The organism is Thermotoga petrophila RKU-1, assembly GCF_000016785.1.
Taxonomy (GTDB): domain Bacteria; phylum Thermotogota; class Thermotogae; order Thermotogales; family Thermotogaceae; genus Thermotoga; species Thermotoga petrophila.
Window position 1 is genome coordinate 874,830 of the sequence record NC_009486.1, and the last position, 12,626, is coordinate 887,455.

The 12,626-nt window shown below is 46.1% G+C and carries 11 protein-coding genes; 6 read left to right on the forward strand and 5 right to left on the reverse strand.

What is annotated here, in order from left to right:
- Window positions 1-6: 6 nt before the first annotated feature.
- The 3 genes from TPET_RS04385 to TPET_RS04395 form a co-directional block, all read right to left on the reverse strand.
- Window positions 7-1,026, reverse strand: coding sequence for a sugar kinase (locus TPET_RS04385; protein WP_011943441.1), 1,020 nt, complete (start codon window positions 1,024-1,026; stop codon window positions 7-9).
- Window positions 1,023-1,634 carry a bifunctional 4-hydroxy-2-oxoglutarate aldolase/2-dehydro-3-deoxy-phosphogluconate aldolase gene (locus TPET_RS04390; protein WP_011943442.1) on the reverse strand — a complete coding sequence of 204 codons (612 nt, stop codon included), beginning with the start codon at window positions 1,632-1,634 and terminating at the stop codon, window positions 1,023-1,025. The genes TPET_RS04385 and TPET_RS04390 overlap by 4 nt, the downstream gene beginning before the upstream one ends.
- 69 nt (window positions 1,635-1,703) lie before the next feature.
- Window positions 1,704-2,444 (reverse strand): IclR family transcriptional regulator, encoded by a 741-nt coding sequence (locus tag TPET_RS04395; protein WP_011943443.1) that lies wholly within the window; start codon window positions 2,442-2,444, stop codon window positions 1,704-1,706.
- A 101-nt stretch (window positions 2,445-2,545) separates the two neighbouring features.
- Between TPET_RS04395 and uxaC the strand changes: the two genes are divergently transcribed.
- Window positions 2,546-3,901, forward strand: a complete 1,356-nt coding sequence (gene uxaC, locus TPET_RS04400) for a glucuronate isomerase (RefSeq protein WP_011943444.1) — start codon at window positions 2,546-2,548, stop codon at window positions 3,899-3,901.
- An 11-nt stretch (window positions 3,902-3,912) separates the two neighbouring features.
- A complete protein-coding gene (locus tag TPET_RS04405; RefSeq protein WP_011943445.1) occupies window positions 3,913-4,359 on the forward strand; it encodes a hypothetical protein in 447 nt (148 codons plus the stop codon).
- 49 nt (window positions 4,360-4,408) lie between these two features.
- Here the strand turns inward: TPET_RS04405 and TPET_RS04410 are convergent, their stop codons facing one another.
- Window positions 4,409-4,942, reverse strand: coding sequence for a carbohydrate binding domain-containing protein (locus TPET_RS04410; RefSeq protein WP_011943446.1), 534 nt, complete (start codon window positions 4,940-4,942; stop codon window positions 4,409-4,411).
- Between the two features lie 53 nt (window positions 4,943-4,995).
- Window positions 4,996-8,175, reverse strand: coding sequence for an endo-1,4-beta-xylanase XynA (gene xynA, locus TPET_RS04415; RefSeq protein WP_011943447.1), 3,180 nt, complete (start codon window positions 8,173-8,175; stop codon window positions 4,996-4,998).
- Between the two features lie 319 nt (window positions 8,176-8,494).
- Between xynA and TPET_RS04420 the strand changes: the two genes are divergently transcribed.
- The 4 genes from TPET_RS04420 to TPET_RS04435 are packed head-to-tail and all read left to right on the forward strand — an operon-like array spanning window position 8,495 to window position 12,620.
- Entirely contained in the window at window positions 8,495-9,481 is a 987-nt protein-coding gene (locus TPET_RS04420) for an ABC transporter permease (RefSeq protein ID WP_004082548.1), read from the forward strand.
- Window positions 9,482-9,509: 28 nt separating this feature from the next.
- Window positions 9,510-10,598, forward strand: a complete 1,089-nt coding sequence (locus TPET_RS04425) for an ABC transporter permease (RefSeq protein WP_048810914.1) — start codon at window positions 9,510-9,512, stop codon at window positions 10,596-10,598.
- 13 nt (window positions 10,599-10,611) lie between these two features.
- The gene (locus TPET_RS04430) at window positions 10,612-11,607 is read left to right on the forward strand and encodes an ABC transporter ATP-binding protein (RefSeq protein ID WP_011943449.1); all 996 of its coding nucleotides are present in this window, start codon (window positions 10,612-10,614) and stop codon (window positions 11,605-11,607) included.
- On the forward strand, window positions 11,604-12,620 hold the full coding sequence (locus TPET_RS04435) for an ABC transporter ATP-binding protein (RefSeq protein ID WP_011943450.1): 1,017 nt from the start codon (window positions 11,604-11,606) through the stop codon (window positions 12,618-12,620). Before TPET_RS04430 ends, TPET_RS04435 begins: the two co-directional genes overlap by 4 nt.
- Window positions 12,621-12,626: the final 6 nt, after the last annotated feature.

Genomic DNA, 12,626 nt, shown 5'->3' on the forward strand with positions numbered 1-12,626 from the left:
ACCTCCTTATCTTTCCACTCGACCGGAGGTAGCACCAGATGCGAGTTTCTCTATCTCTTCTACGCTAAGTACCGCGAAATCCCCAGGTATCGTGTGCTTGAGACAGGAAGCGGCTGCTGCGAATTCGGCTTTCTTCTGCGGGTCAAATTCCATCAAACTTCCGTAGATGAGAGCCCCTGCAAAGCTGTCTCCGGCTCCCACTCTGTCCACGATATGTATTTCATATCTGTTCGAGAAATGGGGCTGACCATTTTCAAAAACCATGACAGACCAGTAATTCACAGTTGCGGATATGCTTTCTCTGAGAGTGATACCAACCGTCTTGAAGTTGTACTTCTTATTGACTTCTTCTGCTATCTTCGCGTACGATTCTCTGTTCAGTTTTCCTGTCTTAAGATCGAGACCTTCAACCGAGATACCAAGGACTTTTTCTATGTCTTCTTCGTTTGCAATCAGAACATCCACGTATTCCATGAATGGAATCATCACCTTCTGTGCCTCTTCTTTTGTCCAGAGTCTTGCTCTGTAGTTGAGATCACAGCTCACCGTCACACCTTTTTCTCTGGCGACTTTCAAGGCGTCTTCAAGGATGAAAGGGAGTTCTTTTCCAAGGGGAGGAGTAATTCCTGAGAAGTGGAACCATCTGGCACCATCCAAAATTTTCTCCCAGTCGAAGTCTTCCCTTTTTGCCTCAGAAATGGCAGAGTGTGCTCTGTCGTAGACAACTTTACTCGGTCTCTGAGAAGCCCCTATTTCGAGGAAGTAAATACCTATTCGATTTCCACCTCTTGCTATGTAGTCTGTCTTCACACCGAACTTTCTGAGATGTCCTGCTGCAGCGTCCCCCAGCGGGTTGTTTGGTAGTTTTGTCACAAAGTACGCATCGAGTCCCATCTGAGCAAGAAAAGCCGCTACGTTCGCTTCTGCTCCGCCGTAGGTGACGTCGAAGCTGTCTGTCTGGAAGATCCTCTTATGATCTGGTGGTGAGAGTCTCAACATGATCTCTCCAAAAGTTACCACCTTCATTCTGTGCACCCCCTGATCTTTTCTACGAGCGCTTTTGCTTTTTCTCTCACCTCGTCTGGTGTTCCTTTCACAAGAGCACTTCCAACACCAACAGCGAGGACTCCGGCTTTGAACCACTCACACACGTTGTCCAGATTCACGCCTCCAGTGGGCACGAATTTCACATTGGGGAACGGTCCTTTCATCGCTTTTACAAACTGAGGTCCCACCACTTCTCCAGGGAAGAGTTTCAAAATCGTGTGACCGAGTTTCATGGCTTTTACAAGTTCGGTGGGTGTCATCACACCGGGCATGTAGAAGACACCTTTTTCTTTGCAGAATTGAGAGATTTCTTCGTCAAGGTGTGGACTGACGATGAACTCTGCTCCACTTTCTACAGCTTTTCTGCACTGTTCGACACTCGTCACTGTACCTGCACCTATTATGGCACCTTTTTCCTTGAGGAACGAGAGTTCTTTGATGACTGTGTCAGCGTCTGGAACAGTGAAGGTGATTTCGATGAGGTGAACTCCTCCTTCAAAAACAGCCAACGCCTTTTCTTTCGCTTCTTCCACACTGTTTGCCCTCAGCACGGCTACAATCTTGTGTTTTTTGAAGAGCTCTTCCATCTTCATCCCTCCTGATATGTGATGTTTAATAATGTTTCGAAAAAACCAAAAATCATAGATCTACGGATTTCAATATCCAAGTTTTCTGGATATTTCTTCTGCCTTTTCTTTGAGTACATCGGAGTATTCTTCTATTTTTTCCTCTGTGAACTTTCGTGCAACCCCGGAAATACTCACTCCAGCCACCGGATATCCGTTGTGATCAAATATAGGAACTCCCACACACATGATACCTATTTCGTTTTCTTCGTTGTCTACGGCGTATCCTCGCTTTCTAATTTTTTCAAGCTCTCTCTTCAGTACTCTGGGATTCGTGATGGTGTTTGGGGTTTTTGGTTTTAGTTCCACAATTTTCAGGTATTCCTTCAATTCTTTTTCGGGAACGAAGGCGAGAATGGATTTACCAGAGGCTGTGGAGTAAAGGTCGACTTTCATACCAAGTCTTGAGACCATAGGAATGCTCTGCTCACCCTCCACCTTGTCTATGTAAACTCCCTCGAAGCCATCTTTCAAAATCAGGTGTACTGTTTCCCCCGTTCTTTTCATGATATCCACGAGATGGTCGTGAGCTATATCCCTAATGTTGAAGCGCCTCAGAACGAATGAACCGTACTCTATCAATTTGTACCCCGGTACGTATCTCTTGTCTTTTTTTCTGAGAACAAACCCTTTCTCTTCGAGAACGATCATGTATTTGTATGCGTTTGAAACGCTCATATTGAACTTTTCGGCTATTTCAGAAACACTTACATCGCCAGGATTCTTTACGATGAAATCCAGTATTTCAAAGGCTTTTTTGAGGGTATTCAAATTATCTGCCTCCCTGATTTTCTTCTTTGTCTACAATCAATTATAATAATACCATGAAGATTTTCTTTTTGAGAAAACCATTTTCAAATGGAGGTGGATGTATGTTTCTTGGAGAGGATTACCTTCTGACAAACAGAGCAGCTGTGCGATTGTTCAATGAGGTCAAGGATCTTCCCATTGTGGATCCACACAACCATCTGGATGCGAAAGACATCGTTGAGAACAAACCCTGGAGCGATATCTGGGAGGTAGAGGGTGCAACAGATCATTATGTGTGGGAACTCATGAGACGCTGTGGTATTTCAGAAGAGTACATAACCGGGTCGAGAAGTAACAAAGAGAAGTGGCTTGCACTCGCAAAGGTGTTTCCAAGATTTGTGGGGAATCCAACCTATGAGTGGATACACCTTGATCTCTGGAGAAGGTTCAACATAAAGAAGGTAATTTCAGAAGAGACGGCAGAAGAGATATGGGAAGAAACGAAAAAGAAGCTTCCTGAGATGACACCTCAGAAACTTCTCAGAGACATGAAGGTGGAGATCCTTTGCACGACAGATGATCCTGTTTCCACTCTGGAACATCACAGGAAGGCAAAAGAAGTGGTGGAAGGTGTTACCATCCTTCCCACCTGGAGGCCGGACAGAGCAATGAACGTGGACAAAGAGGGATGGAAAGAGTACGTGGAGAAGATGGGGGAGCGTTACGGTGAAGATACCTCCACGCTGGAGGGTTTCCTGAGTGCGCTCTGGAAATCCCACGAACATTTCAAAGAGCATGGTTGTGTGGCGAGTGACCATGCCCTCCTGGAGCCATCGATATACTATGTAGACGAAAACAGAGCGAGGGCAATTCATGAAAAAGCCTTCAGTGGAGAGAAACTCACTCAGGATGAAATAAACGATTACAAGGCCTTCATGATGATGCAGTTTGGAAGAATGAACCAGGAGACGAACTGGGTGACCCAGCTCCACATAGGCGCCCTGAGGGACTACAGGGACAGTCTTTTCAAAACACTCGGACCAGATTCGGGAGGAGATATTTCAACGAACTTTCTGAGAATCGCAGAAGGACTGAGGTACTTTCTGAACGAGTTCGACGGAAAACTCAAGATCGTTCTTTATGTACTCGACCCCACACACCTGCCAACGGTCGCAACCATTGCGCGCGCCTTCCCGAATGTTTATGTTGGTGCTCCCTGGTGGTTCAACGACAGCCCGTTCGGCATGGAGATGCATCTGAAATACCTGGCCTCGGTCGATCTGCTGTACAACCTCGCTGGAATGGTTACTGATTCCAGAAAACTCCTCTCGTTCGGCTCCAGAACGGAGATGTTCAGGAGGGTTCTTTCGAGTGTAGTGGGAGAGATGGTTGAAAGGGGACAGATTCCTATCAAGGAAGCAAGAGAACTCGTGAAGCACGTTAGTTACGATGGTCCGAAGGCTCTCTTCTTTGGATGAGGAGGGAAATTATGAAAAAATTTTTCAATTACGTTTTGGCCTATCTCTTCCTTGTGGTGACGAGTGTTCTTGGATTCTACGTAATCTTCTTTGAGGGAAGAAGGTTCTTCTTCACAGTTCTTGGACTCACGAACGCTCGAGTTCAGACCATAAATGCTGTGGACAAATTCGTTGTGATAGTTTTGGGCATCGCGTTCCTTGGATTTTTCATATTCAGTGAGAGTTACTTCAGGAAAAAAGTGGAAAGTAGTATGAAGGATCTTCTAAGGGCGGTTCTCACAGTTTCAGGAATCCTCATGTTTGTTTGGGCAGGGTTTCAGGCTCCATTTTTCTTCTCGGTCGGTTATAAGTTGGGATTACCGGAAATCATCATCTACCTCCTGAAGCTCATCGGTGGATCTCTTCTTATTTTCGTTTCCTCCAGATATTTGAAAAATGAGTATCTACACAGTGTATGAAGAATAAACCCCCGCACGAGCGGGGGTTTTAATTTCACAGGATTCCGGCTCACTGGGCAGGGTCATACACAACAGAAATGGTGGCGCCGTTACCCAACCAGCCCTGTTCTGTACCGTCTTCGAAATCAGTTTTCAAAACAACTTTGCCACTCTCATCCTTGATCACAAAGTCGTCGAAGTAGAAGACAATACCGGAGGTCTGAGGTTCGATGTAGATGTCCGAGGGATTTCCATTAGAGGAGTTCAACGTGTAGGTTGCTTCAATCGTCACCCATGTTGCGGGTGGAACTTCACTTCCATAGAATATGGATTCGTATTGATCTTTTGTTGTCTTCAACGTGAGATTGAACTTCACAGATGTGGCTTCTTCGTGGTAGATCCTGACGCTGTAGGTGTAGGTTGCATCTGCGTTGATGTAGTTCTCAATATCGTAGAACCACGCCGTTTTCCAGCCTTGATCACCCGTTTCTACCTTTAGAACCTTGTTCAATGCTCCTTCCGTACCAGGTGCAGAGACACATCCTGAAAGGATGATCAGAAAAGCGAAGACTCCCAGCACACTCAACAAAAACCACTTTTTCATGATCTATCTACCCCCCTTCGAGATGATGATCAAAAAGGAGGGGGAGCACCCCCTCACTTGATGAGTCTGAGGTTACCGAACTTTGAAGGATCTTGCCAGCTGTTGTTTGTGGGATCGCTCCAGGAGATGATACCGACCCTCTGCCCTTTCTCGTTCGCATCGTTCACCTGGATGTTGAATCCTATCACTGTGTTCGGTGTTGGCTTGATCGTCTTCCACTTGATCGCTGCCTCAACTATGTATCCTCCTTCGATCAGCTTCACCGCTGTCTTGAACCTCGCTGGACTTCCTCCCGTTCCAAAGGTCTGCTCGTTCATGTAGTTCACCCTGAACTGCGCGTCGTCGTCTTCGTAGTATCCTGTCTTGTGGTTGTTCTCATCCACGAAGATCTCCACGGAATCCTGCTCCCACGGGTTGCTGTTGTCTTTGTTCAGAACGGGATCTTTCACGATCGCAAGTACGTACAGGTAGTTCTCGTCCCACAGCACCCTCACTTTCGCTGTCGCATTCTTGTCAAGCGATCCCATAGCCACCGCTTTCGTCTCTATCTCCTCTGTCGTGTTCCAGATCTCATCGATCTCTCCATCGATGACCGGTGTTCCGTATTTTGCTGTCGCTACCATTATTCCTTCGAGCTTCAGCGTTCCGTAGTTCATCGTGTTCGTCTTCTGGCTGTTCGTCGTGTCGCTCCAGCTGTACCACTTCCCGTCGTCTATCACCGCAACGTCAAATCCTATGTAGCTGTCTTTCTTGAACTCCACACCCGGTATCGTGATCGACATCTCGAAGCTGTATCTTCTAAAGCCAGGCCCAACGAATTTCTTCACCTGTACGTCTTCTCTGTTGACCTCCGTCTTCCAGTTCGTCCACAGCACAACGTAGGTATCATCAGGCTGCAGATAGGGTGTTCTTTCGTTGTTCGGGTTGATGAATATGGCCACTCCGTCTTCTGCTGGTTTCTTTGTCTTGTCCTGTACCTCTCCGTAGATGTAGATCGTGCTGTCTTTCCACACTGCCCTGATCGTTGCCTTCACGTTCCCTTCTTCGTCAAGGATCTCTATCGGCTTCGACATCAGGTACGAGTCGTCCATCATCCCCACTACCACTGCTTCGCCTTCGGAGATCCTGCTTTCTTTTGGAAGTGGTGGAAGGACCTCAGGTGCCACTATCGCCCAGTAAGCGAGTTTCGCCTGGTGATCTTTGTCGAAGATGAGCGGCCAGTCGTTTCTTCTTGTTGCTCTCCAGGAGTAATCGTCCTTGAGACCCCAGAATGTGACGTTCGTGATCACGTTGCTGTACTTCTTGAAGATCTCAAAGAGCTGCATCATTTTGTGAGCCTGTTCGATGAGTGCCGTCCTCGGTGCCTCTGGGTAGTTGGAACTGGAATCTCTGTAGACACTCATATCGAGTTCTGTGATGTGAATTTCTATACCGGGTATGGTGCTGAACTTTTTGATGGCCTCTTCGATCTGTTTGATGTCTGTTGCAAGACTGATGTGACACTGCATCCCTATCCCATCGATGAGTCCCTTCTCTTTGAGATCTTTCACGAGGTTGTAGATGATGTCTCTCTTTCTGGGCTCGAATGTGTTGTAGTCGTTGTAGAAGAGTTTTGCATCTGGATCTGCTTCTCTTGCGAACTTGAAGGCGAGTTCTATGTAGTCAGGCCCCATGATCTGGTACCAGGTGGATCTTCTCAGTCCATCCGGCTGGTTCGGATCAACTGCTTCGTTCACCACGTCCCATGCGTAGACTTTTCCTTTGAAGTGTCCGACAACGGTGTAGATGTACTCTTTGAGTCTTTCCGTCATCGCTTCTTTGGAGAGGAGGTTCCCGTTTTCATCTTTGAAGAACCAGTCGGGTGTCTGGCTGTGCCACACAAGAGTGTGACCTCTTATGACCATGCCGTTTTCTTCAACGAACTGAACGTATTTGTCTGCCGTTTCAAACCTGAACTTCAACTTACCGTTTTCGATGCCTGCGAGCAGGCTCTCTGGTTTCATCTCGTTTTCTGCGGTGATGCTGTTGAAGTGTTTCGTGATGAGTTCTATGTCCTTCGGGTTGAGGAAGACCTTGGACGGCAGTGCAACTCCGACTCTGAAGTAATCTTTCAGTACTTCTTTCAGAGCGGGTATCTCTTTTTCAGGTTCCATTTCAATCTTTATCTCTGCGGAAGTTGTATCCACTATCTTCACGTCATCCACGTAGAACTCAAGGGTTGGATTTTGAGATTCGAAGTAAAGCGTGAGATCTTCCACGGTAACTCCGGCCGGGATCGTGTACGTTCCAGAGAGCTGTACCCACTGACCAGATGGTACAGTAGCTGATTTTATCCACTCATACTGTGTGTTCGCGTCGGATGAGTACTTTCTCTGCATCGTCATGATGATCGTTTGATCTTGACCGGAGTTCTGATAGACCCAGGCTTCAAAGGCGTAAGTTTTTCCTGTTTTCAGAATTCCTTTCAGGTTGATCTGGGCACCCTGCCAGCCCTTCTGTCTGTTGGAGATAAAGAGTGAACTCTTACCTGAATGTGCTACTTCAGATGAGACTTCGATGTTCACGTCTCCTCTGGGTTGCCAGTCTCCAACACCGCTTTCAAAGGATGTTTCATAGATGGCCTTTGGGCCCGATTCTTTTGGAACGAGTACCTGAACCTTGTCAAGGTAGAAATTGAAATTCGTGTTTTTAGACGCTACGATGATGAGAGAGTATTTTGCGGGTGTGCCTTCGAACGTGGGTGAGAACGGTACTAAGATCTCTTTCCAGTGATCTGATACGACAACCTTGTCGAGTATGACGTCGTACCTCTCTCCCTTCTCATCTTCTGTTCTCGCGACTACGTTGAACAATTGTGGAGCACCGGAAGACTGATAGACCTGGAAGGAAAGAAGGTAATCTGCTCCGGATTTCACCTTTCCGGTCAGGTCGATTTCTACCCCATCCCATGGGGAGGTTCTGTTCTCGACCTTTAGAGAGTACGCGCCATCTGCTGCTACATCCTTCGAAGCTGTGAGAACAACGCCTTTTCCAAATGGGACCACACCTTCTGTTGTTTCTTCAAAACTCAAAGCAAGAACTGTTTCGAGAGAAGAATCTCCCTTAGAAGAGGTTTCTTTCCCGAAACTCAGAACACCCGATGCTGCCAGTACGACACCGAGAAAACCCGCTAAAATCCCCACCAGTACGGCGGTTGAAACATCCAGAAGACCCCGTCTCTTCCTGACTCGCATAGATCCACACACCTCCCTGCATAAAATTAACCAACCTTCTTTTGGGAAATTATATCATCCTAAAGTTATTTTTTGTAAAGAAAAAATTGACCTTCTTCGATAAGAAATTATACTATATATTGTGAAAGGAACTTTCAAATTAGAAAAACGAAAATATTCTGCAATAATTTCTGCTATTCGCAGTTAATGTGGTGTAATCACCGTTAATGGCACTTGATTTCTTTTGATGTGATAGTGTAGAATTCATTCCAAGAAGAAACGATGCAACTTGTTATTGTAACTTCTGATTTTGAAAACAATTTTCGAGGAGGTGTACTGTGTGCTCGCTTATATAGCAAAACGAGTTCTCTACGCCATTCCTTTGTTGTTCGTTATCTCTATTGTCTCTTTCATCATCATCGAACTTCCTCCAGGAGACTATCTCACCACATATGTTATGACGCTCAGGCAGAGTGGAGAGACCATCGATCAGGCGGCTCTGGAAGTTCTGAAGAAAAGGTATGGTCTGGACAAACCAGTGATAGTCCGATACTTTTACTGGATCGGCAACATCATTACGAAAGGTGACTTCGGATACTCTTTCATGTGGGAAAAACCTGTCAGTGATTTGTTGAATCAGAGGGTCTGGTGGACAATACTGATATCCGTTCTTTCAACGGCTTTCGCGTGGGTTTTCGGATTTTTAATAGGTGTTTATTCTGGAACGCATCAGTATTCTATCGGTGATTATGTTTTTACCGTGCTTGGTTATATAGGACTCGCTACACCTAACTTCCTCCTCGCTCTGATTCTTTTGTGGTTCATGTTTGTAACGACCGGTGTTAGTTTAGGTGGACTATTTTCTCCGGAATATGCCGGTGCTCCCTGGTCGTGGGCCAAATTTGTTGATCTCTTGAAGCACATCTGGATTCCAGTAGTTGTCCTGGGAACGGGAAGCATGGCCGGTCTCATAAGGGTTTTGAGAGCGAATCTCCTCGATGAAATAAACAAGCCTTATGTGGTTGCAGCGAGAGCAAGAGGAGTACCTGAGAGAGAACTCGTCTGGAAGTACCCGTTGAGAGTTGCCGTCATTCCTTTTGCTTCCACTGCTGGGTGGGCACTTCCTCAGATAGTCTCAGGTGCAGTTGTGACGGGTATCGTTTTGAACCTTCCCACGGTTGGTACGCTTCTTCTTGACGCACTCACTTCCCAGGATATGTACCTTGCAGGGAGTCTCGTTTTGATACTGAGTGTCTTCACGATCATAGGAACTCTCATATCCGACATCTTACTTGCCTGGCTCGATCCCAGAATAAGATTCGAATGAGGTGATAGGTGTGTGGAAGAGGAAGAAGATGGACAAAACAGAAGAACTGTATCTTGCTTCAGAATGGAAGTTGATGTGGTGGAGGTTCAAGAAAAACAAACTCGCAGTTGTTGGAATGGTGATCCTCGGAATACTCTACGTTCTTGGTATTTTCTGCGAATTTTTCTCACCGTACGATCCAAACAGGATCTTTGCAAGGTACGTATACGCTCCTCCACAGAAGATTCACTTCTTCCACGAAGGAAAATTCATAGGTCCCTTTGTTTATGGATACAAGATGGAAAGAGATCCGGAGACGTTCAGAAGAATCTATAAGGAAGATAAGACGAAGATATATAAAATAAAGCTCTTTGTTCACGGTGACAAATACAAACTCTGGAACACATGGGAATCCGACGTTCATTTTTTTGGAGTAGAAGAAGGTACTATCTTCCTTTTTGGAACTGACAGACTCGGAAGGGATGTCTTTTCCAGAATCCTTTACGGTGCCAGGATCTCCACCACAATAGGACTGGTAGGTGTTTTTCTCAGCATGGTTCTTGGGATCATCATAGGGGGCATATCTGGATACTACGGAGGAAAGATCGATAACTTCATCCAGAGAACTATAGAGTTTCTGATCAGTATTCCAACCATTCCTCTCTGGATGGCACTGTCTGCGGCGCTTCCAAGGTACTGGTCACAGATAAAGGTGTACTTTGCCATCACCGTGATCCTCTCATTGATAGGCTGGACAGGGCTTGCGAGAGTCGTGAGAAGTAAATTTCTCTCGCTCAAAGACGAAGACTTCGTTGTAGCTGCAAGGCTTGCTGGAGCTTCGGAATGGAGGATCATTTTCAAACACATGCTTCCATCTCTGACGAGTCATCTCATAGCGTCCGCTACACTTGCTATTCCCGGGATGATACTCGGTGAGACTGGCCTCAGCTTTCTGGGACTGGGACTCAGACCACCTGCGATCAGCTGGGGTGTTCTTCTACAGGAAGCACAGAACATAAGAACTGTCGCTCTCTATCCATGGCTTCTGATACCTGGTCTCTTTGTGATCGTCACTGTCCTCTGCTTCAACTTCGTCGGTGATGGTCTGAGAGACGCCGCTGACCCATACAAGACATGAAGGGAGGAGAGTCATGGAAAAGGTTCTTGAAATAAGAGATTTAAGAGTTTATTTCGATCTCACTGAAGGAACAGTAAAAGCGGTTGATGGTGTTTCGTTTGATATTCGAAGGGGAGAAATACTGGGTCTTGTCGGTGAAAGTGGTTGTGGTAAGAGTGTAACGGCACAGTCTATCCTGAGAATTCTTCCAGGAAGTGCCCGTATAGTTAGCGGGGAGATCGTGTTTTACAGGAACGGAAAGACTTTGGATCTCGCAAAACTCGATCCCGAAGGTGAAGAAATGAGAGATATAAGAGGGAAGGATATATCGATGATTTTTCAGGAACCGATGGCCTCTTTTTCTCCTGTGTACACAGTTGGTGCGCAGATGATAGAAGCGATATTACTTCACGAGAAAGTTTCCAAGGAAGAAGCACGGAAGCGTGTTGTAGAGATGCTCAAAAAGGTGAAGATTCCGAACGCCGAGAAGGTAGTGGATATGTATCCTTTTGAACTCTCCGGTGGAATGCTTCAAAGATGTATGATCGCAATGGCTATGTCTCTGAATCCCACGTTGCTTTTAGCGGATGAACCCACGACTGCTCTGGATGTGACTATACAGGCACAAATTCTTTATCTAATGAAGGAACTTCAAAAGGAGTACCATTCTTCGATCCTTCTGATCACGCACGATATGGGGGTTGTGGCCCAGATGGCAGACAGAGTGGCTGTGATGTACCTCGGAAACATTGTGGAGACAGCGGAGGTCTTTGAACTTTTCAAGAATCCACTCCATCCTTACACACAGGCTTTGCTCAGGTCCATACCGAAGATTGGAATAAGGAAGACAAGACTCGATACCATAAAGGGCATGGTTCCAGATCCGTACAATCTTCCAAAGGGTTGCAGGTTCCACAACAGATGTGAGAAGTTCATGAAAGGATTGTGTGATGTGAAAGAACCTCCCGAGATTGAGGTAACACCCAGTCACAAAGTAAAGTGTTTCCTTTATGGAGGGGAAAAGAAATGAAATTATTAGAAGTGAAAGGACTGAAGAAGTACTTCCCGCTGACAAAGGGTTTTTTCAAGAAAGTGGTAGGTTACGTCAGAGCAGTGGACGATGTCAGTTTCGATATAAAACAGGGTGAAACTCTTGCACTGGTGGGAGAGAGTGGCTGTGGAAAAACAACCACCGCCAAAAGCATACTCAGAGCGATAGATCCCACAGATGGAGATGTTATTCTTCATCTGGATGGAAAAGACGTGAACATAGCGAAGCTCCCCAGAGATGAGCTGAAACCCTACAGAAGGTATATGCAGATGATCTTTCAGAATCCTTATACCTCTCTCAATCCAAGAATGAAGGTCAAGGAGATCGTTGGTGAACCGCTTTTGGTGAATGGTATAGCGAAAGGAAAAGAACTGGAAGATCGAGTGGCAGAGCTTTTGAAGGCGGTTGGATTGAGACCGGAGTATATGATAAGGTATCCGCACGCTTTCTCTGGCGGACAGAGACAGAGAATCGTTATAGCAAGAGCAATCGCTCTGAGGCCAAAACTGGTGGTGTGTGATGAACCGACATCTGCGCTGGATGTTTCTATAAGGGCACAGATACTGAACCTTCTGATGGATCTTCAGGAAGAGTTTTCTCTCACCTATCTCTTTATCACACACGACCTGAGCGTTGTGGAACACATATCTGATAGAGTTGCGGTGATGTACTTAGGAAAGATCGTGGAGCTTGCCAGCACCGAAGAGATATTCGAAAATCCAAAGCATCCATACACGGAGACGCTTTTGAGGTCCGTTCCAAAGCCTGATCCGGATTTGAGGGAAGAACTCGTTCCAATAGAAGGGGAGGTTCCAAATCCGGCGAATCCTCCATCAGGATGTTACTTCCATCCAAGATGCCCTTATACAAAAAGTATCTGTAAGGAAGAGTATCCCGAGTTCAGAAATCTTGGAACGGAAGACAAACCACATTACGTGGCCTGTCATTTCGCCGAAAGTTTGAAATTGAGAGGCGTGAAAATCACTTTGTGAGGGGGT

Bases quoted from the DNA above. Each gene is read 5' to 3' on its own strand.
- TPET_RS04405 (WP_011943445.1), top strand. From the start codon at position 3,913: ATGAAAAAATTTTTCAATTACGTTTTGGCCTATCTCTTCCTTGTGGTG.
- TPET_RS04385 (WP_011943441.1), bottom strand. From the start codon at position 1,026: ATGAAGGTGGTAACTTTTGGAGAGATCATGTTGAGACTCTCACCACCA.
- TPET_RS04435 (WP_011943450.1), top strand. From the start codon at position 11,604: ATGAAATTATTAGAAGTGAAAGGACTGAAGAAGTACTTCCCGCTGACA.
- TPET_RS04410 (WP_011943446.1), bottom strand. From the start codon at position 4,942: ATGAAAAAGTGGTTTTTGTTGAGTGTGCTGGGAGTCTTCGCTTTTCTG.
- xynA (WP_011943447.1), bottom strand. From the start codon at position 8,175: ATGCGAGTCAGGAAGAGACGGGGTCTTCTGGATGTTTCAACCGCCGTA.
- TPET_RS04430 (WP_011943449.1), top strand. From the start codon at position 10,612: ATGGAAAAGGTTCTTGAAATAAGAGATTTAAGAGTTTATTTCGATCTC.
- uxaC (WP_011943444.1), top strand. From the start codon at position 2,546: ATGTTTCTTGGAGAGGATTACCTTCTGACAAACAGAGCAGCTGTGCGA.
- TPET_RS04425 (WP_048810914.1), top strand. From the start codon at position 9,510: ATGGACAAAACAGAAGAACTGTATCTTGCTTCAGAATGGAAGTTGATG.
- TPET_RS04390 (WP_011943442.1), bottom strand. From the start codon at position 1,634: ATGGAAGAGCTCTTCAAAAAACACAAGATTGTAGCCGTGCTGAGGGCA.